Annotated in this window: 20 protein-coding genes; 19 read left to right on the top strand and 1 reads right to left on the bottom strand. The window is 45.4% G+C overall.

Features of this window, described 5'->3' with window-relative positions; genetic code table 11:
• Positions 1-128 precede the first annotated feature (128 nt).
• From LIZ66_RS15770 to LIZ66_RS15690, 17 genes are all read left to right on the top strand, one after another.
• Positions 129-920 (top strand): glycyl-radical enzyme activating protein, encoded by a 792-nt coding sequence (locus LIZ66_RS15770; protein WP_173716021.1) that lies wholly within the window; start codon positions 129-131, stop codon positions 918-920.
• 363 nt (positions 921-1,283) lie between these two features.
• On the top strand, positions 1,284-2,795 hold the full coding sequence (locus LIZ66_RS15765; RefSeq protein ID WP_173718190.1) for a 4Fe-4S dicluster domain-containing protein: 1,512 nt from the start codon (positions 1,284-1,286) through the stop codon (positions 2,793-2,795).
• Positions 2,796-2,852: 57 nt separating this feature from the next.
• On the top strand, positions 2,853-4,070 hold the full coding sequence (gene pepT / locus LIZ66_RS15760; protein WP_148461087.1) for a peptidase T: 1,218 nt from the start codon (positions 2,853-2,855) through the stop codon (positions 4,068-4,070).
• Positions 4,071-4,267: 197 nt separating this feature from the next.
• Positions 4,268-4,411 (top strand): hypothetical protein, encoded by a 144-nt coding sequence (locus LIZ66_RS15755; RefSeq protein ID WP_173718189.1) that lies wholly within the window; start codon positions 4,268-4,270, stop codon positions 4,409-4,411.
• 385 nt (positions 4,412-4,796) lie between these two features.
• Positions 4,797-5,744 carry an L-lactate dehydrogenase gene (locus LIZ66_RS15750; RefSeq protein ID WP_148461088.1) on the top strand — a complete coding sequence of 316 codons (948 nt, stop codon included), beginning with the start codon at positions 4,797-4,799 and terminating at the stop codon, positions 5,742-5,744.
• A gap of 220 nt (positions 5,745-5,964) precedes the next feature.
• Positions 5,965-6,759 (top strand): CoB--CoM heterodisulfide reductase iron-sulfur subunit B family protein, encoded by a 795-nt coding sequence (locus tag LIZ66_RS15745; protein WP_173718188.1) that lies wholly within the window; start codon positions 5,965-5,967, stop codon positions 6,757-6,759.
• The gene (locus tag LIZ66_RS15740) at positions 6,759-7,160 is read left to right on the top strand and encodes a 4Fe-4S dicluster domain-containing protein (RefSeq protein WP_118578137.1); all 402 of its coding nucleotides are present in this window, start codon (positions 6,759-6,761) and stop codon (positions 7,158-7,160) included. The genes LIZ66_RS15745 and LIZ66_RS15740 overlap by 1 nt, the downstream gene beginning before the upstream one ends.
• A gap of 7 nt (positions 7,161-7,167) precedes the next feature.
• On the top strand, positions 7,168-9,156 hold the full coding sequence (locus tag LIZ66_RS15735) for a CoB--CoM heterodisulfide reductase iron-sulfur subunit A family protein (protein ID WP_173718187.1): 1,989 nt from the start codon (positions 7,168-7,170) through the stop codon (positions 9,154-9,156).
• Positions 9,147-9,590, top strand: a complete 444-nt coding sequence (locus LIZ66_RS15730; RefSeq protein ID WP_118578139.1) for a hydrogenase iron-sulfur subunit — start codon at positions 9,147-9,149, stop codon at positions 9,588-9,590. Before LIZ66_RS15735 ends, LIZ66_RS15730 begins: the two co-directional genes overlap by 10 nt.
• A complete protein-coding gene (locus LIZ66_RS15725) occupies positions 9,578-10,552 on the top strand; it encodes a 4Fe-4S dicluster domain-containing protein (protein ID WP_227201030.1) in 975 nt (324 codons plus the stop codon). Before LIZ66_RS15730 ends, LIZ66_RS15725 begins: the two co-directional genes overlap by 13 nt.
• A 3-nt stretch (positions 10,553-10,555) precedes the next feature.
• Positions 10,556-11,617, top strand: coding sequence for a 4Fe-4S dicluster domain-containing protein (locus LIZ66_RS15720; RefSeq protein ID WP_227201029.1), 1,062 nt, complete (start codon positions 10,556-10,558; stop codon positions 11,615-11,617).
• Entirely contained in the window at positions 11,617-12,471 is an 855-nt protein-coding gene (locus LIZ66_RS15715) for an FAD/NAD(P)-binding protein (protein WP_021924662.1), read from the top strand. The genes LIZ66_RS15720 and LIZ66_RS15715 overlap by 1 nt, the downstream gene beginning before the upstream one ends.
• A 271-nt stretch (positions 12,472-12,742) precedes the next feature.
• Positions 12,743-13,417 carry a 2Fe-2S iron-sulfur cluster-binding protein gene (locus LIZ66_RS15710; protein ID WP_118578143.1) on the top strand — a complete coding sequence of 225 codons (675 nt, stop codon included), beginning with the start codon at positions 12,743-12,745 and terminating at the stop codon, positions 13,415-13,417.
• A gap of 15 nt (positions 13,418-13,432) precedes the next feature.
• On the top strand, positions 13,433-15,046 hold the full coding sequence (locus LIZ66_RS15705) for an FAD-dependent oxidoreductase (RefSeq protein WP_118578144.1): 1,614 nt from the start codon (positions 13,433-13,435) through the stop codon (positions 15,044-15,046).
• Positions 15,047-15,085: 39 nt separating this feature from the next.
• Positions 15,086-15,928: a fumarate hydratase gene (locus LIZ66_RS15700; RefSeq protein ID WP_173736135.1), complete on the top strand. Its 843-nt coding sequence runs from the start codon at positions 15,086-15,088 to the stop codon at positions 15,926-15,928.
• Positions 15,929-15,930: 2 nt separating this feature from the next.
• Positions 15,931-16,497: a Fe-S-containing hydro-lyase gene (locus LIZ66_RS15695; RefSeq protein WP_173770989.1), complete on the top strand. Its 567-nt coding sequence runs from the start codon at positions 15,931-15,933 to the stop codon at positions 16,495-16,497.
• Between the two features lie 163 nt (positions 16,498-16,660).
• Positions 16,661-17,350 carry a YoaK family protein gene (locus LIZ66_RS15690; protein ID WP_118578147.1) on the top strand — a complete coding sequence of 230 codons (690 nt, stop codon included), beginning with the start codon at positions 16,661-16,663 and terminating at the stop codon, positions 17,348-17,350.
• A 157-nt stretch (positions 17,351-17,507) separates the two neighbouring features.
• Here LIZ66_RS15690 and LIZ66_RS15685 read toward each other — a convergent pair whose 3' ends face one another.
• Positions 17,508-18,899: a sodium-dependent transporter gene (locus LIZ66_RS15685; RefSeq protein ID WP_173769350.1), complete on the bottom strand. Its 1,392-nt coding sequence runs from the start codon at positions 18,897-18,899 to the stop codon at positions 17,508-17,510.
• A 493-nt stretch (positions 18,900-19,392) separates the two neighbouring features.
• Here LIZ66_RS15685 and pflB point away from each other — a divergent pair, with 493 nt between their 5' ends.
• Together pflB and pflA are read left to right on the top strand one after the other, a co-directional pair.
• Positions 19,393-21,648 carry a formate C-acetyltransferase gene (gene pflB, locus LIZ66_RS15680; protein WP_173770987.1) on the top strand — a complete coding sequence of 752 codons (2,256 nt, stop codon included), beginning with the start codon at positions 19,393-19,395 and terminating at the stop codon, positions 21,646-21,648.
• 105 nt (positions 21,649-21,753) lie between these two features.
• Positions 21,754-22,482: a pyruvate formate-lyase-activating protein gene (gene pflA, locus LIZ66_RS15675; RefSeq protein WP_118578234.1), complete on the top strand. Its 729-nt coding sequence runs from the start codon at positions 21,754-21,756 to the stop codon at positions 22,480-22,482.
• The last annotated feature ends 135 nt before the right edge of the window (positions 22,483-22,617 follow it).

Genomic DNA, 22,617 nt, shown 5'->3' with positions numbered 1-22,617 from the left:
ATAGCTCACTTCTTAGCGAGATGATAAGTGTGGCTGTGAATGGAAACTTTCTGCGAAAAATATAAATGGAATTGCTGGTGGCTTCGTTAAGAGAAGTCTGCTGACACTTCCGTATAATGGAGATATCTATGGAATATTTAGACACTACAGGGCGTATTTTCGACGTCCAGCGTTATTCCATCCATGACGGTCCTGGAATCCGTACCATTGTGTTTTTGAAAGGCTGTGTGCTCAGATGCCAGTGGTGCTGCAATCCGGAATCCCAGGAATATAAGATCCAGACAATGAAAACTCCAGACGGCGTGAAGACCATGGGACGAGACGTAACTGTCCGCGAGATGATCGAACTGGTAGAGAAGGATCGTCCATATTACTACCGCTCCGGCGGTGGAATGACACTTTCCGGTGGCGAATGTCTTTGCCAGCCGGAATTTGCCCGTGACCTTCTTCGCGCAGCGAAAGAGCGTGGAATTAATACAGCTATCGAGAGTATGGCTTGTGTTCCCTGGAAAAATATAGAGATGGTACTGCCTTATCTGGATACTTACCTGATGGATATCAAGCATACCAATCAGGAGAAGCATAAGCAGTTTACAGGCAAGCCCAATGGACTGGCTCTGGAGAACGCCAGAAAGGTAGCTCTTTCTGGCCAGACCAATCTGGTGATTCGTGTACCTGTCGTTCCAACGTTCAATGACAGTGTGGAGGAAATCAAGTCTATTGCTTCCTTTGCATCTACATTGCCAGGTGTGAAGAAGATTCACCTTCTTCCTTATCACCGTCTGGGACAGGATAAGTACGACTGGCTTGGAAGAGAATACAAGCTGCCGGAGATACTTCCTCCAGAACCAGAGCATATGGAACTTTTGAAAAAAGCAGTACATTCTGTCTGTGATCTGGATTGCCAGATAGGTGGATGAAATACTATTTTATGTGAAAATTTTGAAGAAAGACATTGTGTGGAGAAATCTGTACAGTGTCTTTTTTTGCGTGCATTTCTTATTTAATGTGTTGGGAGGGTGAAAAGTTCTTCAGGAGGGACACATTTGAACAACTTTCAACACACTAAAAGAAAGCCTTTTTCATACATGCTCCAGGAAAAGAAATTGGAAAAAGATTTGCTTAAATTATAATTTTTTTGTATGATAGGTGGTATAATAAATACTTGATGAATTTATATCAACTATTTAAAAAAGCGGAGAAAGAAAACTTTATAAAGACAGTTAGATTGATTGCGGTAAAATCTGGCTGGTGCAAAATACTACAGCATAAGGAGAAAAAGAATGAGAGGACTATACTCATCAAAGACAAAAATCAGACACCAGATTTTTACTGAAATTGCCCGGCTTGCCTATGAGGGCGACATTGAGAAAGAGATGGATGATCTTCCGTACAAAATTCTTCCAGGAGAGATTGCAACATATCGTGACAGTATTTTTCTGGAGAGAGCTATCGTAGGAGAGAGACTGCGTGTGGCAATGGGACTGCCTCTTCGAAACATTTCCGAGCATGCGCCAATTTCCAAGGGCGTAGAAGCCAGCTTGATCGAAGAGAAATATTATGAGCCGCCCCTTATCAATATTATTAAATTCGCCTGCAACTCCTGTCCGGAGAAGCGTGTGATTGTCACAGAGGGCTGCCAGGGCTGTCTGGAACATCCTTGTCAGGAGGTCTGTCCCAAGCAGGCTATCCACATGGAAAACGGGCGGTCTGTGATCAATCAGGAGAAATGCATCAAATGTGGAAAGTGTCTGGAATCCTGTCCATATAATGCCATTATCAAGCAGGAGCGTCCGTGTGCCAAGGCCTGTGGAATGAATGCCATCCATTCAGACGAGTATGGCAGAGCAGAGATCGACTATGACAAGTGTGTTTCCTGTGGAATGTGCCTGGTAAGCTGTCCGTTCAGTGCCATTGTAGATAAGGGACAGATTTATCAGACCATTATGGCATTAAAAAGTGATACACCAGTTTATGCCATTGTAGCGCCGGCTGTGGCAGGTCAGTTTGAACCGGAATTGAAGAATACCCAGCTTCGGGGAGCTTTTAAGGCGCTTGGATTTACGGATATTAAGGAAGTGGCTGTGGGTGCAGATCTTTGCACCATTGAGGAGGCTAAGGACTTCATGAAGGAAGTGCCGGAGAAAATTCCGTTTATGGGAACCTCCTGTTGCCCGGCATGGTCTGTTATGGCAAAAAAGACGGTTCCACAGCTTGCCAACTGCATTTCCATGGCGCTTACTCCCATGGTACTGACTGCCAGACTTCTGAAGCAGGAAGAGCCAGACTGCAAGATCGTGTTTGTAGGACCATGTGCAGCCAAGAAGCTGGAGGCAAGCCGTAAATCGGTTCGAAGCTATGTGGACTTCGTTCTCACCTTTGAAGAGGTGAAAGGCATGTTTGATGCCAAGGGCGTTGATTTCGCCAGCCTTCCGGAGGAAGAGCCTCTTACCCAGGCCAGTAGTGACGGTCGTGGCTTCGCTGTTAGCGGCGGTGTGGCAGCCGCAGTTGTGAAAGCTGTAAAGCGAATGGATCCGGATCGCGAGGTGAAGGTAGTCAGTGCTAACGGACTTCAGGAGTGTAAAAAGATGCTGATGGCAGCCAAAGCAGGGAAATACAACGGATATCTGCTGGAAGGCATGGCGTGTCCTGGCGGCTGCATAGCAGGTGCCGGAACGGTGCAGACTGTAAAGAAGGCGGGAGTGGCACTGGAGAAGATGAAGAAGGAAGCGTCTTTTGAAGAATGTATGGATACTTCATTTGGCGGGGAACTGGAGAAACTGGAAGAGCTGTAAAATTATTTAGCCGAGCTGCTTGAAAATAAAGAATACATGAGAAGGAGAAAAGCAAAAATGCGTGCATACGAACGTTTATTAAATTATGTGAAAGTATATACCACAAGCGAGGATGAGCAGGAGAACGTGCCATCCACCAGCCGTCAGTTTGACCTGGGAAACCAGCTGGCAGAGGAACTGAAAAAAATAGGGGTTCAGGACGTGCGCATTGATGACAAGTGCTATGTTTATGGCGTGATCCCGGCTACAGAAGGCTTGGAAGAGAAACCAGCCATCGGCTTTATCGCACATATGGACACAGCACCTGATTTCTCCGGAGAAAACGTAAATCCACAGATCATCCCGGAGTACGACGGCGGTGATGTAAAGTTGGGAGACAGTGAATATGCTCTTACCTTGAAAGATTTCCCACATCTGGCATCTTTAAAAGGAAGAACCCTGATCACCACCGACGGAAGCACCCTTCTTGGTGCAGATGACAAGGCTGGTGTGGCTGAGATCATGACTATGGCAGAGCAGGTGATCACAGAGAACATTCCTCATGGAAAAATCTGTATCGGCTTTACCCCGGATGAAGAAGTGGGCCGCGGCGCAGACTTCTTCGATGTAGAAGACTTTGGAGCAGATTTTGCCTATACTGTAGATGGCGGTGCGGAGAATGAGATCGAGTATGAGAACTTCAATGCCGCAGGTGCGAAAGTAAAGATCAAAGGCTTTTCTGTACACCCGGGCAGCAGTAAGAACACCATGATCAATGCAGCCCTGGTTGCCATGGAGTTCAATAACATGCTTCCGGCAGGAGATACCCCAGCGAACACAGAAGAGTATGAGGGATTTTTCCATCTCTGTGAAATGAGCGGAGATGTGTCTTCTGCAAGCCTTGACTACATTATCCGTGACCACGACAGCGCCATGTTCGCCTGCCGCCAGGAGCTGATGAGACATATCGTCAAGCTTCTCAACGAGAAATACGGCGAAGGTACCGTAACCCTCATCATCAAAGAACAGTACCGCAACATGAAAGAGAAGATCGAGCCTTGCATGCACCTGATCGATAACGCCAAGAAAGCCGTCCAGCAGTCCGGGCTGAATCCTAAGACAGTTGCAATCCGCGGCGGCACAGATGGCGCAAGGCTTTCCTTCATGGGACTGCCCTGTCCGAACCTTGGAACCGGCGGCTATGCCTTCCACGGACCATGCGAACACATTACCGTTGAAGGAATGGATTATGCTGTGGAGAATCTGAAGAATATTGTGAAGCTGTACGCCTGCTGATTCGGGTAGGAAAAAAGCATTGGTGAGATATATAATTTTTTAAACATGCTTTAGAAAAAAGCATCTGTCGAATCGTAACTGACAGATGCTTTCTTCTTCTCAAATTTAAACAAAATTTTACATGTCCGAGACAACAACCTGCTTTTTTTTCCTTATAATTATCTTGAGAAAAAAGCTAAAAAGGAGAACTGATCTACTTGAAGTACCAGAAAATTGTAAATAATAAGGAAATTAATGCATATCTGAAAAAGGGAGACGCCAATCTGGGGACAATGGGATTTACAGAAGTAACCTACATAAAATCATACAAAACAGAGCCCCTATATTTATGCAATATGTAGAAGCCCCAAAATAATGATAAAAATTTAAAAAAATAGTTGTTAAAAGATTGTCATTGTGGTATCTTAATGAGAGCGGAGAAAACCAATATTTTATGCGGAGACGAAGAGGGAAAAGTCCTTTTGTTGAGAATTGTTTGTCAAGAAACACATAGTGACATGACTTGAACCAGGAAAACAGGAAGAAAATTCTCTGTGTTTCTGGTTTAGGCCATGTCACAAGGCAGAAAATAAAGTTTTTACCCGCTTTTTTTCTAACTGTGATTGTTAAAAAATAAACAAGAAACAAAGGACATCACACAGGGAAAACCAACCAATCCCACGAAAAAGTGACAAAACAGAGGGAAAAGTTGACAAAATTCCACAACCCCCATGAAAGGAGTTTTTTATGAGCAGCAAAATTACCATTATCGGAGCTGGAAGCGTTGGCTCCACTATCGCTTACACACTGGCACACGATGAGATCGCTTCCGAGATTGTTCTGATCGACATCAACAAGGAGAAGGTTGAAGGAGAGGTTATGGACATTGAGCAGGGAACCTGCTTTAGAAGCCCTGTATCTCTGGTGGCCGGAGATTACGCAGATGCCAAAGATTCAGACATCGTGATCATTACTTCCGGAATCGCCCGTAAACCAGGACAGACACGAATTGAGCTTACTCAGACAAACGTAAACATTTTGAAGAGCATCACTCCTCAGATCGTAAAAGAAGCTCCAGACGCAAAGTATATTATCGTAAGCAACCCGGTAGATATTATGACCTATGTATTTACCAAGATTTCCGGTCTTCCGGAGAATCAGATCATGGGATCCGGAACTATTCTTGATACAGCAAGACTTCGCTATGGACTTTCCGAGCACTTCAAAGTAGCCCAGGGAAATATCCACGCTTATGTTTTTGGCGAGCACGGAGACACCTCCTTCATTCCATGGACAGGCGCTTACATTTCCGGTCTCAGCACAGATGAGTATTATGAAGAAATGAAAGCTCACGGCAAGGATGTGAAACCTCTGGATAAAGAAGCCATGCTGGAATATGTACAGAAATCCGGCGGAAAAGTTATTGCAAAGAAAGGTGCAACCTTCTACGCAGTATCTGCTACCGTTTGCCAGCTGGTAGGTCTGATCCTGGCAGCTTCCGATTCCCTTGCAACTGTATCCTCCATGCTTCACGGTGAGTATGGGATTGAAGATGTGTGCCTGAGTACCCTTACTCTTGTAGGACCAAATGGAATCCAGGGAAAAGTTCAGATGCGTATGAATAAAGAAGAAGTTGCACTGCTGAAAAAGAGTGCTGATGCCCTGAAAGAAGTAATCGCACAGATCGAACTGTAAGGACCAGGTTTTGTTGTCTGCATTTTACCAGAAAAATCAATTCCCAGTGCAGAGCACAAGACTTTATATTTAACTATACCAGCAAAGACATCCCGGCTTCTATCGTGGAAAGCGGTAAGTCGGGTTCCACTTTGCGAAAGCAACCCAAATAGCTGCTGTTTACATATGTGAATTTAGAAAAGCACATTTAGTGAACAGTGACAAGAAAGGAACAAGAAGCATGAAGTACAGTTATTATCCAGGATGTACCCTGAAGAATAAGGCAAAAGATCTGGATGCCTATGCCAGAGCTTCTGCAAAAGCACTGGGCTTCGAAATGGAAGAGATAGAAGACTGGCAGTGCTGCGGCGGCGTATATCCTCTTGGCAGCGATGAGATTGCCACCAAACTTTCTTCCATCCGGGCTTTAAATGACGCAAAAGAAAAAGGACAGGATCTGATCACAGTCTGTTCAGCCTGTCATCATGTGCTCAAACGTGTGAACGACGACATGAAAAACGTGGACGACATCCGCACCAGAGCAAATAATTATCTGAAACTGGATACTCCATATGAAGGAGAGACAAATGTCCTTCATTATCTGGAAGTACTCCGTGATGAAGTTGGATTTGATGAGATCAAAAAGAAAGTGGTAAATCCTTTAACTGGCAAAAAAATCGGTGCATATTATGGCTGCCTTCTTTTAAGACCAGGAAAGATCATGGCATTTGATAATCCGGAGAATCCCACCATTATGGAAGACTTCATCCGTGCCCTTGGCGCAGAGCCTGTGGTATACCCATACCGCAATGAGTGCTGCGGCGGCTACATTTCCCTGAAAGAAAAAGAAATGGCACAGAATATGTGTGAAAAGATCATGGACAGTGCAAAGGGCTTTGAAGCAGATATGCTGATCACAGCCTGTCCACTTTGCATGTATAACCTGAAAAAGAACGGAAACGGCGATCTTCCTGTTTACTATTTTACAGAACTTCTTGCAGAAGCTCTCGGAGTAAAAGAGGAGGTGGCGAAGTAATGGCTTATACATATGGAAATACCCAGAATGCAGCAGAGCGAATCAAAGAAATTTCCGGAGTAAATCCCCTGAAATGTATGAAATGCGGCAAATGCTCCGCAACCTGTCCTGCATTTAACGAGATGGATATCAAGCCTCACCAGTTTGTAACTTATGTACAGAACGGCGACATTGAAGCTCTTGCACAGTCAAAATCCTTATGGAAATGCCTCTCCTGCTTTGCATGTGTAGAACGCTGTCCAAGAGATGTTAAACCGGGAAAACTGATCGATGCAGCCAGACAGCTGGTTGTCCGCGAGCGTGGGCAGAACTATCTGACCGCAGACGAAATTCCGGAGCTGCTTGATGAAGACACACCGCAGCAGCTGCTGGTAAGTGCATTCAGAAGATACAGGAGGTGAAAAACAGGTGCAGAGAATAGGTGTATTCGTATGTCATTGTGGTACCAATATTGCAGCCACAGTTGATGTAAAAAAAGTAGTAGAGATGGCAGCAAAAGAGCCAGGCGTTGTTCATGCGGAAGATTATCAGTACATGTGCTCCGAAGCAGGACAGGCCAAGATCATTAACGCCATCCATGAAAAAAATCTGACAGGAATCGTAGTCTGTTCCTGTTCCCCGCGTATGCATGAGGCTACCTTTAGAAAGGCAGCACAGAAAGCGGGATTAAACCCATATATGGTAGAGATTGCCAATATCCGTGAGCATTGCTCCTGGATCCACAAGGATATGGAAGAGGCTACCTTAAAGGCAGTGATCCTTGCAAGAGCCGCAATCGCAAAAGTAAATCTGGATGCTCCTCTTCAGCCAGGCGAGAGCCTTGTAACCAAACGTGCTCTTGTAATCGGCGGAGGTATTGCCGGAATCCAGTCAGCCCTTGACATTGCAGAGGCTGGTTATGAGGTTGATATTGTGGAGAAGCTTCCAAGTATCGGTGGAAGAATGTCCCAGCTGGACAAGACCTTCCCAACTCTGGACTGCTCCGCATGTATCCTTACACCGAAAATGGTAGAGGCAGCAGCACATGAGAAAATCAACATCTATACATACAGTGAAGTTGAGAAGGTAAGCGGCTTTGTAGGTGACTTCACCGTTGATATCCGCAAGAAAGCAAGAAGCGTGGATATGAGCAAATGTACCGGATGCGGCGTTTGTTCTGAGAAATGTCCGTCCAAGAAAAATCCAAACGAATTTAACCGCGGTCTGAACAACAGAAGTGCTATCTACATTCCGTTCGCTCAGGCTATCCCAAATGTTCCGGTAATCGACCGCGAGCATTGTACCAAATTTAAAACCGGAAAATGCGGTGTCTGCTCCAAGGTTTGTGCCGCAGGTGCAATTGATTATGAGCAGAAGGATGAGATCGTTACACAGAAATATGGTGCAATCGTGGTTGCAACCGGTTTTGACGTGATTCCGCTGGATAAATATGATGAGTACGCTTACAGCCAGAGTAAGGACGTTATCACCTCTCTTGAGCTTGAGCGTATCATGAATGCAGCAGGACCTACAAAGGGGCATCTTGAGAGACTTTCCGATGGAAAAGCTCCGAAAAACATTGTATTTGTACAGTGTGTGGGAAGCCGTTGCTCTGATGAAAGAGGAAAGAGCTACTGCTCCAAGATCTGCTGTATGTACACTGCAAAACATGCAATGCTGATCCGTGACAAATACCCGGATACAAATGTAACTGTTTTCTACATTGACGTTCGTACTCCAGGCAAAAACTTCGATGAGTTCTACAGAAGAGCTGTTGAAGATTACGGTGTAAATTATGTAAAAGGCCAGGTTGGAAAGGTAATCCCACAGCCAGATGGAACTCTTATGGTTCAGGCTTCTGACCTGCTTGAAAATAAACAGATTCTTATGGAGGCTGATATGGTAGTTCTTGCAGCTGCCATCGAGCCAAACAAGGATGTAAGAAAAATTGCAACTATGCTTACCGCAAGTATTGATACCAACAACTTCCTCACAGAAGCACATGCAAAGCTTCGTCCGGTAGAGTCCCCTACAGCTGGTATTTTCCTTTCCGGTGTCTGCCAGGGACCAAAGGATATTCCGGAGACAGTTGCACAGGCTGGCGCAGCAGCAGTAAAGGCAATCGGCCTTCTTGCAAAAGACAAGCTGACCACCAACCCATGTACCGCACATTCTGACGAGCTTCTTTGCAACGGATGCTCCCAGTGTGCAAATGTGTGTCCGTATGGTGCGATTTCCTATGAGGAAAAACAGGTAAATGACCACGGAATCCGTGAGACAAGAAGAATTGCTGTTGTAAACAATGCTCTTTGCCAGGGCTGTGGTGCATGTACCGTAACCTGCCCGTCCGGAGCAATGGATCTCCAGGGATTCTCCAACAGACAGATTTTAGCGGAGGTAGATGCAATATGTCGATAGAAGCAAAAGAAGAATTCAGACCGAAGATCGTGGCATTCTGCTGTAACTGGTGCAGCTACGCAGGTGCAGACCTTGCAGGAAGCAGCCGTCTTTCTTATCCGGCTGATGTAAAGATCATCCGCGTACCATGCTCCTGCCGTGTAAATCCAATGTTCATCCTCCGTGCCTTCGAAAAAGGTGCTGACGGCGTGATCATGTGCGGCTGCCATCCGGGAGACTGCCACTACACAACCGGAAACTATTATGCGAGAAGACGTATGACACTTCTTTTCTCCATGCTGGACTTCATTGGTGTGGAAAATGGCCGTACCCGTGTTGAGTGGGTATCTGCCGCAGAAGGTGTAAAATTCTCCCAGACCATGAATGAATTTGTGGAAAAAATCCATTCTCTGGGTAAAAACGTCAGATTGGAGGATTTAAGATGCAGGAACTGATCGCTCGTGCAAAAGAACTGCTGGCTGATGGAACCGTAACACGTGTTCTTGGCTGGAAAGCCGGAGACCTGCCTTACAATCCGGAAGCAGCATATTTCGAAACTGCAGAAAGCCTGGACGAATTTGTCTACAATGGTTTCTGCGGACAGAATTTAAGTAAAATGATGATCGAGGCTTCCAAATTAGAGGGAAAAACTCTTGTCTGTCTGAAGCCTTGTGATACCTACAGCTTCAACCAGCTGATCAAGGAGCACCGTGTAGACCGTGAAAAAGCCTACATTATCGGTGTTGGCTGTAAAGGCAAGCTGGATGTGGAGAAGCTTCGTAAAATGGGCATCAAGGGAATCCAGAGCATTTCCGGCGCTGAGCTTACCGATGATTGTGAAGAACTTAACATTTCCACAATCTATGGTGACAAAACAGTCGCTTACAAGGATGCAATGCTGGAGCGCTGCCATGTATGCAAAGGAAAAGAGCACATGATCTACGACGAGATCATCGGCGAATCCAAGGATACAAAGGATGCAGACCGTTTTGCAGAGGTGGAGAAAATTGAGAAGATGAGCCCGGAAGAGCGCTTCGCATTTTTCCAGAAGGAGCTTAGTAAATGTATCCGCTGTAATGCATGCCGTAATGCATGTCCGGCCTGCAGCTGCCGTAAATGTGTGTTCGACAGCACCAAGTTTGACAGTGCACAGAAGGCAAATGTGGATTCCTTTGAAGAAAAAATGTTCCACATTATCCGTGCATTCCACGTTGCAGGAAGATGTACAGACTGCGGTGAGTGCAGCCGTGTCTGCCCGCAGGGGATTCCGCTTCATCTGTTTAACCGTAAGTTCATCAAAGATATTGATACCTTCTACGGTGAATATCAGGCAGGAGCTGATGCAGAGTCTAAAGGCCCGCTGACCAGCTTTACATTTGATGATGTAGAGCCAGGTGTAGTGGCAGAAAGGGGATAATGTATGTATAAGATTGAAAAAGAAAATCTGGAAGCATTATTCCGGAAAATCGCAGAAAGCCAGGATCTGATCCTTCCGATCAAAAAGGCAGGACAGACCAACTTCGGCCTTTGGAATGAAGGAGAAGAGGCAGACCTTGAGACATTGAAAACCGTAAAATCCGGCAAAGATGCCTTTTTCCCACAGAGCGAAACACTTTACACCTGTGTTCGTGATGGAAAGAAGCTGACCGTAGAGCCGGAAGAGCTGAGAAGCCGTCCGTTCGTTGTATTTGGCATGAAGGCCTGCGATGTAAAAGGGGTTGCAGTTCTGGATAAGGTTTTTCTTGCTGATCCTGTTGATACTTTCTATGCAGCAAGAAGAGACCATGGAACTATCGTTGCCCTGGCTTGTCATGAGCCGGAGGAATCCTGTTTCTGTAAGGTTTTTGGAACAGATGCAGCAGATCCGGAAGCAGATGCCGACGTAAAAGGCATTGCCGATGTAGCAGCCTGGATGGTGGAGGGAAGCCTTTACTGGAAAGCTCTTACTGAAAAAGGAGAGGCTCTTACAGAAGCAGTAAAAGAACTTCTTATCCCGGCCGACGACGATCAGGTAAAAGTGGATGCGGAAAAAGAGGCAATCAGAGCCATTGTGGAAAAACTTCCATACACCCATCTTTCCCTGGAAGGCTGGGATGGAAACGCCACAGATGAGAAGTTTAATTCTCCTGTCTGGGAGACCTTATATAAACCATGTCTGGCATGCGGAACCTGTACCTTTGTATGTCCGACCTGCCAGTGCTACGACATTAAGGATTACGACACAGGACACGGTGTAAAGCGTTACCGCTGCTGGGATTCCTGTATGTATTCCGATTTCACAATGATGGCTCACGGAAATAACCGTACCAGCCAGATGCAGAGATTCCGTCAGAGATTTATGCACAAGCTTGTATATTTCCCTGCTAATAACGACGGTATGTACTCTTGTGTAGGCTGTGGCCGCTGCGTGGAAAAATGTCCGTCATCTTTAAATATCGTAAAGGTGATCAAGGCTTTTGAAAAGCATGGAGGTGAAAAGTAATGAGCGAGTGTACCTGTCATAAAAATTATACTCTGGATACTCTGATCCCGCAGGTTGGCGTGATCACAGATATTCATGAGGAGACTCCGGATGTAAAAACATTCTGTGTAACAGCACCGGATGGAGGAAAGCTTTTTGAACATATGCCTGGACAGTGTGCCATGGTTTGTGCTCCTGGTGTAAGCGAAGGTATGTTTTCCATTACTTCCTCTCCTACAAATAAAGAGTATCAGGAATTCAGTATTAAGAAATGTGGTGAGCTGACCTCTTATCTTCACAGCCTTCAGGTGGGAGATGAGATCACAGTCCGTGGACCATACGGAAACCATTTCCCGGTAGAGGATAAGTTGAAAGGCAAAAATCTTCTCTTTATCGCCGGAGGTATCGGTCTTGCACCACTTCGTTCCGTGATCAATTACGTGCTGGACAACCGTGATGACTACGGCACTGTAGACATCCTCTACGGTTCCCGTTCCGCAGACGATCTTGTAAAATTAAAAGAGATCCAGGAAGTGTGGATGAATGCAAAAGACGTAAACGTCTATCTGACCATCGACCGTGAGCAGGAAGGCTGGGACGGACATGTAGGTTTCGTACCGACTTATTTAAAAGAAATCGGCTTTGATACCAACAAAGTCGCATTAGTCTGTGGACCGCCGATCATGATCAAATTCGTACTTCAGGGCCTTGAGGAGCTTGGATTTACAAGAACTCAGGTTTATACAACACTGGAGCTTCGTATGAAGTGCGGTATTGGTAAATGCGGACGTTGTAATATCGGATCTAAGTACGTATGTAAAGATGGTCCGGTTTTTAGAATGGACGAGATCGATCAATTACCTGACGAGTACTAAACTTTTTAATCTTAAGAAACTTTCGAATAAATGAATCAGTTATTGCCAGTACACAGACTTGGGGAATGGGTATCTCGCTAAGATGCCCATTTCAGGAGCGGTTTTAGCGGCGCTGAAATCCAGCGCTTACGAAGACTTAGGAGTGAAGGCTCTCCTGAACTCCTTAGTCGCAGTTAGCGATTAGTTCAGCAGAGCGTTGCGACGGGCACATGCGGGATACCCATTTCACAAGTCGTACGGGTTGAATAAGTAGAAGAAAGGACCCCACAACATGGAAAATATGGTAAACGTATATTTCTTCGGTAAAAAATACACCGTACCAGCTGACCTGACCATTATGACGGCCATGGAATACGCCGGATACACTTTAAAACGCGGCTGCGGCTGCCGTCACGGCTTCTGCGGCGCCTGCGCCACAATCTACAGAATCAAAGGCGACAACGAACTGAAAACCTGTCTTGCCTGTCAGACACAGGTACAGGAAGGCATGTATGTAGCAAGCATCCCGTTCTTCCCTACAGACAAGAGACTCTACAACATCGAAGACCTTCAGCCAAACCAGCAGGTCATGATGGAGCTCTACCCGGAAATTTACAGCTGCATCGGCTGTAACGCGTGTACAAAAGCATGTACCCAGGGCTTAAATGTAATGCAGTACATCGCATATGCGCAGAGAGGTGAGCTTGAGAAATGCGCAGAAGAATCCTTTGACTGCGTAAGCTGCGGATGCTGTTCCGTAAGATGTCCGGCAGGTATCTCCCATCCGATGGTAGGCCTTCTTGCAAGACGTCTCACAGGAAAATACATTGCTCCTAAGAGTGAGCATCTTGAAAAACGTGTAGAAGAGATTCATGAAGGTAAATATGATGACCTGATCGAGCAGATCATGCAGAAACCGATCACAGACATGGAAGAACTTTACAACAACAGAGAAATTGAGAAATAAGGAGGGCATAAAAACATGTACGCACCATATCCAGAAAATATGATGGAATCCATCAAAAAGGTAGAGGCTACAAGAGCACAGCGTATGGCAACAGAGCCAAGACGTCTGAGCGCTGATGAGAAAGATGCTCTTCTTAAGAAATTCCATCCAGACTATAACCCGGATGCATTTGCAGAAATCAAAGTAGGACCAAACAAAGGACAGAAGGCACCACTGGAGCTGGCAGAAATGCTTCACTCCGAAAGCCGTCTTCTGAATGAAAAAATTGACCTTAACAAAATCGATTATGATGTAGATGTACTTGTAATCGGCGGCGGCGGTGCAGGCTCATCCTGTGCCATCGAAGCACACAATGCAGGTGCCAACGTAATGATCGTGACCAAGCTTCGTATCGGTGATGCCAACACCATGATGGCAGAAGGCGGAATCCAGGCAGCTGACAAAGAAAACGATTCTCCTGTACAGCATTATCTGGACTGCTTCGGCGGCGGACATTTTGCTGCAAAACCAGAGCTGGTAAAGAGACTTGTAATGGAAGCTCCGGATGCAATTAAATGGCTGAATGATCTTGGCGTTGAGTTCGATAAAGAAGACGATGGAACCATGATCACCACACACGGTGGCGGAACCTCCAGAAAGAGAATGCATGCTGCAAAGGATTATTCCGGATCTGAAATCATGCGTACTATCCGTGACGAGGTTCTGAACCTTGGCATTCCGGTAGTAGAATTTACTTCTGCTGTAGAACTTCTGAAAGATGAAAAAGGACAGACTGCAGGTGCTGTTCTTCTTAACATGGAAACCGGCGATTACTCCGTTGCAAGAGCAAAAACCGTTGTCATTGCAACCGGCGGAGCAGGAAGAATGCACTATCAGGGATTCCCTACCTCTAACCACTACGGCGCAACCGCAGATGGTCTTGTACTTGGTTACAGAGCAGGTGCTTCCCTTCTTTATCAGGATTCCATCCAGTACCATCCGACTGGTGCCATTTATCCGTCACAGATCCTTGGCGCGCTGGTAACAGAGAAGGTCCGTTCTGTTGGCGCACAGCTTGTAAATGCAAACGGAGAAGCCTATATTCACCCTTTGGAAACCCGTGATGTCAATGCTTCCGGTGTTATCCGTGAGTGTGAGGAAGGCCGTGGCGTAGAAGTTCCTGGCGGATTGAAAGGTGTATGGCTGGATACTCCGATGATCGAGATCCTTGGAGGCGAGGGAACTATTGAGAAGAGAATTCCGGCAATGTTCCGTATGTACATGAACTACGGCGTTGACATGAGAAAAGTGCCGATCGTGATCTATCCTACTCTTCACTACCAGAACGGTGGTCTGGAAATTGATGGAGACGGATTTACAAAAGAAATCCCGAACCTTCTGGTTGCAGGAGAAGCTGCAGGCGGAATCCACGGAAGAAACAGACTGATGGGCAACTCTCTTCTGGACGTAATCGTATTCGGAAGAAATGCCGGTAAAAAGGCTGCTGCAAAATGCAAAGAGGTAGAGCTTGGAGAAATGAACCTGGATCATATTTACGCATATGAGAAAGAGTTAAAAGCAGCAGGAGCAGAGACCGATAAAGTATCTCCATTACTGCTTCCAAACTACGCCCGCCACGAGCAGAGATAAAAATGAAATAAATATTATAAAAGAAGGGAGCTTACCAAAATGCGTGAAGTAGAAGTAAGCAGACTTACAGACGTCATCGAAAAACTCTGTATCGAAGCAAACGAACATCTTCCGGAAGACGTAAAATGCGCTATCAAAACATGCCGCGCATGCGAAGACGGAGAGATTGCCAAGGGTATTCTTGACAATATTATCGAGAATTTTGATATTGCAGATAACGAAAATGTACCGATCTGCCAGGATACAGGAATGGCATGTGTGTTCCTTGAAATTGGACAGGATGTGCACTTTGTTGGCGGAGATCTTACTGATGCCATCAATGAAGGTGTACGCCGCGGATATACAAACGGATATCTTCGCAAATCTGTTGTAAAAGATCCTGTACGCCGTGGAAATACAGGAGACAATACACCGGCTATGATCTATACAGAAATCGTTCCTGGTGATAAAGTAAAGATCACAGTTGGCCCGAAGGGCTTCGGAAGTGAGAACATGAGTATGATCCGTATGTTCAAGCCATCTGCAGGACTTCAGGGAATCAAGGATTTCATTCTGGAAGTCGTTGAGACAGCAGGTCCGAACCCATGCCCTCCTATGGTTGTAGGTGTTGGAATCGGCGGAACTTTTGACAAATGTGCTCTTCTTGCAAAGAAGGCACTGATGCGTCCTCTGGATTCCCACAATCCGGATCCATACTATGCAGAGCTGGAAGACGAAATGCTGGAGAAAGTAAACAAGCTTGGAATCGGACCACAGGGCTTTGGAGGAAAGACCACAGCCATCGGCCTGAATATTGAGACAATGCCTACTCACATTGCGGGAATGCCATGTGCAGTCAACATCAACTGCCACGTTACCCGCCACAAAACGGAGGTGATCTGATCATGGAAAGAAGACATATTACACTGCCTCTGACGGAAGAACTGGCAAAAACCCTTCACGCAGGAGATCAGGTTCTCCTTACCGGAACCATCTACACATCCCGTGACGCAGGTCACAAGCGTATGTGTGAGGCTCTTGCAAAAGGCGAAAAGATTCCTTTTGATCCAACAGATGCAACTATTTATTATGTAGGTCCAACTCCTGCAAAACCAGGTCAGGTCATCGGATCTGCCGGACCAACTACCAGCGGCCGTATGGATGCCTACGCACCAACCATGATGTCTGTAGGAGCCCGCGGAATGATCGGCAAAGGAGCGCGTCTGCTTGAAGTAGTAGAAGCCATGAAAAAATATCACGGTGTTTACTTCGGAGCCATCGGCGGTGCCGGCGCCCTTCTTGCCAAATGTATCAAAAAAGCGGAGCTTATCGCATACGAGGATCTGGGTGCAGAAGCTCTCCGTAAGCTTTACGTAGAAGATATGCCCCTTGTAGTCATTATTGACAGCGAAGGCAACAATCTTTATGAAGAGGGAAGAAAAGAGTATCTGGAAGCACATAAAGAAAACTAATAATTGTGACGGAAATCCTGCAGAAAGTCTTTTTCAAATACGCTCCAGGCATATAAGATATATATACTCCACATATCAAAATAGATGTTTACAGAAAGCATTATTTATTCTATAATCTGAAGATATGTATACGAAAGACAAAAGACGAAAGAAGGAGCTTATTATGGACCATCATAAAAGGGTACAGACCTCAGAAGCATTCATAAACAGTGCATTCCTTGCAGTGTCAGGAGGATTTCAGGATGCCTATACCTATTTTACCCGCGATGGCGTTTTCTCCAACGCCCAGACCGGAAACGTGGTACTGATGAGTGAGCGGTTTATGAACGGCGAAGTGAAAGCAGGATTGCATTATCTCATTCCCCTGACCGCATTCTTTCTTGGAGTTCTGTTAGCGGAACGCATTCAGGAAAAATTCCGCTATGCCAGACGCCTTCACTGGCGCCAGGGAATCCTTCTGGTAGAGATCATCCTGCTGTTTCTGGTTGGCTTCATCCCAGGGAACCTGAACGTGCTTGCCACCACCCTGGTATCCTTCTCCTGCGCCCTTCAGGTGCAGACCTTCCGAAAGGTTGAAGGAAATGCCTATGCCAGCACCATGTGTATCGGAAATCTGAGAAGCGGCACTGCCGCTCTTTCCGCTTACATGCGTGAAAGAAAGCCACGCCTGCTTCGTCAGGCCTTATGCTACTTCGCCATTATTTTCCTGTTTGCCATTGGCGCAGGAATTGGCGGCAGACTTTCAATGGCTTACGGCGAAAGAGCCATCTGGGTATCCAGCATCCTGCTTCTCATCAGCTTCCTTTTAATGTTTATTGAGGAAATCGAAGAGGCAGAACACCGCTGGCAGTGAGAAACTAATAAAGCTTCAGTATCTAAACAATTACAAATTATAAAAACATCCAGTCTCCATACAACGATGGCAGGCTGGATGTTTTTTGCGCAATATAAGCTTTCCAAAATTGTGAGGCACATCTTGCAAAAAGCCTTTCTCAAACGTGCTTTGCAGTTTAAGATAAAATCCCTGTAGATTGTAAAAACAGAATAAACATCATAACCGGCGCAACAAAGCGGATCATGACGCGGTACAATTTTTTCCTACGGAACTTATCCCCGCTTCTTTCCATTTCGCTAATCACATAATCCGGCGTTACGACCCAGCCGATGAGAATCGTGGAAAGCAGTGCAATAAACGGCATCATAACACTGTTGCTGATGTAATCCATAATATCAAGAAGCTGTCCTACAGAACCGTTCGGAAGCTTCACTTCCACATAGAAAATACTGTATCCCAAAGCGATAACTGCGGAAGCTGCAAGGTAGATCACAGATAAAACAAGAACTGTTTTTTTACGGCTGGTATGAAAAATTTCCATGCAGTTTGCAGTAATAGATTCCAGTACGGAAATACAGGAAGACAAGGTTGCAAAAATAGCAGTTACGAAAAACAGGATTCCTACGAAGGTACCAGCTTTTCCCATTGCAGAAAATACCTTTGGCAGGGAAATAAACATCAGGCTTGGTCCGGCACCCATTCCCTCAGTGCCGGAAAACACATATACAGCCGGGATGATCATGGCACCTGCAAGAAAGGCAACACCTGTGTCAAAAATTTCAATCTGATTGATCGCTTTGTTTAGGTTCACTTCAGGTTTTACATAGGAGCCGTAGGTGATCATAATTCCCATGGATACACTGAGTGAAAAGAACAGCTGGCTCATGGCATCCAGCAGAATCTGCAGAAAACGCTGCACAGTCAGTCCTTCAAGGTCAGGCGTCAGGTAGTAAAGAAATCCCTGTAAGCCGGTGCGAAGCTGACCGGAAGCATCCGTATGTGAAATCGTAAGAGAATACACTGCAATCACTACGACCAGAACTAGCAGGACCGGCATCATCCATTTGGATACTTTTTCAATCCCCTTTTCCACGCCATTGTATACAATGAAAGCAGTAACACCCATGAAAAGCAGTGCGAAGATCACCGGTGAAGTGGAAGAGGTGATAAAGGCTGTAAAATAGTCATCTGAGGCAGCTGCCTGTGCCTGACCGGTTATGTATACCACTGCATATTTGGTGATCCATCCGCCGATGACCGCGTAATAGGTCATAATAAGCACTGGTACAAGGAAGGTAAGGATTCCCAGGAACTTCCATCTGGGACGCATCTGGGTATAGGCTCCGATGGCACTCTTCTGTGTATGCCGTCCGATCGCAATATCAGAGGTGAGAAGGGCAAATCCGAAGGTTAGTACCAGAATTAGGTAGATAATTAAAAATAAGCCGCCTCCGTCCTTTGCGGCAAGGTATGGGAATCTCCACAAATTTCCCACTCCTACAGCACTTCCGGCTGCAGCCAGGACAAAACCAAGCTGTCCTGAAAAATGGTTTGATTTCTTTTCCATTACATTTGTTTCCCCCTTAATGTTGTAAGAATAGGATAACATATGACAAGATAATAGTAAAACAAATACTTAAATTTTTAGCAAGCAGAAAGGAGTATAAGTTATTGTCCACTTCGTTCACAGCAACACGCTCCGCGATGGCATTGAACATGGCGATACAGATAAGACCATCGAGAGCTTCACGAAAATTCATTCGTTAAGCGATAGCCCCCCTTCAATTAAGTTGATAAAATTTAACAAAGTATATCGAGAATATTTCTCTGTATTTACTACAGTGAAAATGGGGCTTACAAATGGAAAAATGAATTAAAGTACATAATATAGGACTTATATATAGGGAAATCCATTTTTTACCAGATAAATTGTACTTTATTAAAAGCATTCCCCAAACCGATTGACTAAGAAATAACAATCTCGTATACTACAATCGTTAAACTAATAACAATTCTTCAATATACGCGGAGAACTATAAAATAAAGAAAGAGGTACAAGAATGAAAGATTTTGCACAGTGGGAAGGCTTCGAAGGAAATCGTTGGAAAGAACAGATTAACGTTCGTGATTTTATCCGTCACAATTATACCCCTTATGACGGAGACGATTCTTTCCTGGAAGGCCCGACCGAGGCTACTGACAAACTGTGGGGAAAGCTGCAGGAGCTGCAGAAAGCAGAGCGTGCCAACAATGGTGTGCTTGACATGGAGACAAAGGTTGTCACAGGCCTGACCGCATACGGACCAGGATATATTGCTGAAGACCTAAAGAATCTTGAGAAGGTTGTAGGACTTCAGACAGACAAGCCTCTGAAACGTGCATTTATGCCATACGGCGGAATCAAAATGGCTGAGCAGGCATGCGAAATGTACGGCTACAAGGTAGATCCTCAGATCCACGATATGTTTACAAAATATGAGTTCAAAACACATAACCAGGGCGTTTTTGACATTTATACACCAGAAATGAAAAGAGCACGTCACAGCCACATCCTTACCGGACTTCCGGATACTTATGGACGTGGACGTATAGTTGGCGATTACAGACGTGTGGCTCTGTACGGTATTGACGCTCTGATCGCAGGCAAGGAGAAAGACTTTGCAGACAGCGACCGCCAGGGTATGAGACGTTATGATTTCCAGCTTCGTGAGGAAATCGCAGATCAGATCCGCGCTCTTAAAGGAATGAAAGAGATGGCAAAGGTCTATGGTTATGATATTTCAGAGCCTGCAAAGAATGCTCATGAGGCATTCCAGTGGCTGTACTTTGGATATCTTGCAGCAATTAAGACCCAGAATGGTGCTGCAATGAGTGTTGGACGTATCTCCACATTCCTTGATATCTATATTGAAAGAGACCTTAAGAATGGCGTGATCACTGAGAAAGAGGCACAGGAGCTTGTTGACCACATGGTAATGAAATTCCGTATGGTTAAATTTGCAAGAATTGAGTCCTACAACCAGCTGTTCTCCGGTGACCCGGTATGGGCAACTCTTGAGGTTGCAGGTATTGGTGTTGACGGACGCCACATGGTTACCAAGAATGACTATCGTTTCCTTCATACTCTTGAGGATATGGGACCGGCTCCGGAGCCAAACCTTACTGTTCTTTATTCTTCCAAGCTGCCGGAAAACTTCAAGAAATATGCTGCTAATATTTCTGTTACAACAAGTTCTATCCAGTATGAGAACGATGATGTTATGCGTCCGGTATGGGGCGATGATTATTCCATCTGCTGCTGTGTATCTGCTACTGAGACTGGTAAGGAAATGCAGTTCTTTGGAGCTCGTGCAAACCTTGCGAAATGCCTCCTTTATGCGATCAACGGTGGTGTGGATGAGAAGTTAAAGACTCAGGTAGGACCGGAGTACAAGCCGATCACTTCCGAGTATCTTGATTATGATGAGGTTATGCAGAAATATGACCAGATGATGGACTGGCTGGCTCATCTGTATGTAGGAACTCTGAACATGATCCACTATATGCATGATAAATATTACTATGAGGCAGCTGAGATGGCGCTTATCGATACCAAGGTTGAGCGTTCTTTTGCAACAGGTATTGCTGGATTTTCACATGTAGTAGATTCTCTGTCTGCTATTAAGTATGCGAAGGTAAAAGCTATCCGTGATGAGGATGGAATTACCACTGATTTCCAGGTTGAGGGTGATTTCCCACGCTATGGTAATGATGATGACAGAGCAGATGAGATTGCAAGAAATCTGCTTTCCACCTTCATGGATAAACTGAAACACATCCATACCTACCGTGATTCCAAGCCAACCACTTCTATTCTTACCATTACTTCTAACGTTGTTTATGGTAAAGCTACCGGAGCTCTTCCGGATGGAAGAAAGGCTGGAGAGCCTCTGGCACCTGGAGCAAACCCATCTTACGGAGCAGAGCAGAACGGACTTCTTGCTTCCCTGAACTCTGTTGCAAAGCTTGACTATGAGGATGCACTGGATGGAATTTCCAATACACAGACCATTAATCCGGAAGCTCTTGGACATAGTGATGAAGAGCGTACAGATAATCTGGTACATGTACTGGACGGATATTTCAACCAGGGTGCACATCACCTGAACGTAAATGTATTTGGCAAAGAGAAACTGATCGATGCTATGGAGCATCCGGAAAAAGAGGAGTATGCAAACTTCACTATCCGTGTTTCCGGTTATGCAGTTAAGTTTATCGATCTGACAAGAGAGCAGCAGTTGGATGTTATTGCCAGAACCTGCCACGACAGAATGTAAGTCTGATATTTTAAAATAGTATCGGCGAAACAAAAGGGCATGCAATACAATATATGTTAGAGGTTGCATGTCCTTTTTATAAATATGAATGCAAAGGAATTAGAAATGTTAAAAGGCTATGTTCATTCTCTGGAGAGCTTCGGGTCTGTGGACGGACCTGGAGTGAGATATGTGATTTTTCTTTCTGGCTGTGCTATGCGTTGCCAGTTCTGCCATAATCCGGATACCTGGAATATGACAGATGGAAAAGAGTACACTACGGATCAGCTTTTGAAGACAGCACTTCGGTTTAAGTCTTACTGGGGAGATAAGGGTGGTATCACGGTGAGCGGCGGGGAACCACTTTTGCAGATGGATTTTCTCACAGAGCTTTTCCGTAAGGCAAAGGAAGCGGGAGTCCATACTACTTTGGATACCAGCGGAAATCCTTATACGACTAAGGTGCCGTGGCATTCTAAGTGGCTGGAGCTGATGAAGTATACAGATCTTCTGCTTCTGGATATCAAGCAGATCAATGAGCAGGAGCATGTGAAGCTTACCGGGCAGACCAATACGAATATTCTTGCCATGGCCCGTGAGCTTTCGGATATGGGTAAGCCTGTTTGGATCCGGCATGTGTTAGTACCGGGGGGCAGTGACAAGGATGAGTATCTGCACCAGCTGGCGGATTTTATCCATACACTGAAAAACGTTGAGCGCGTGGAAGTTCTTCCGTATCATACTCTTGGCATTTTTAAATGGGAAAAGCTGGGGATTCCTTATCCGCTGGAGGGCGTGAAACCTCCAACGCAGGAGAGGATTGATAATGCCAGACGGATTCTTGGGGCGATTTAAGAGCGTGAAAGAAAGTAAATAAAACTCCTTAAGGGGAGGCCGTTGCGGACTGGAAATGAGTTCGCAATGGCCTCTTTTAAGTTGCTATTTAGTGTGTTGAAAGTTGTTCAAGGCGGACGCATTCGGACAATGGTG

The organism is Blautia faecis (assembly GCF_020554845.1).
In the GTDB taxonomy this organism is placed as follows: domain Bacteria; phylum Bacillota; class Clostridia; order Lachnospirales; family Lachnospiraceae; genus Blautia_A; species Blautia_A faecis.
The sequence above is the reverse complement of the archived record's forward strand: the minus strand, read 5'-3'. Positions and strand labels throughout refer to the sequence as shown.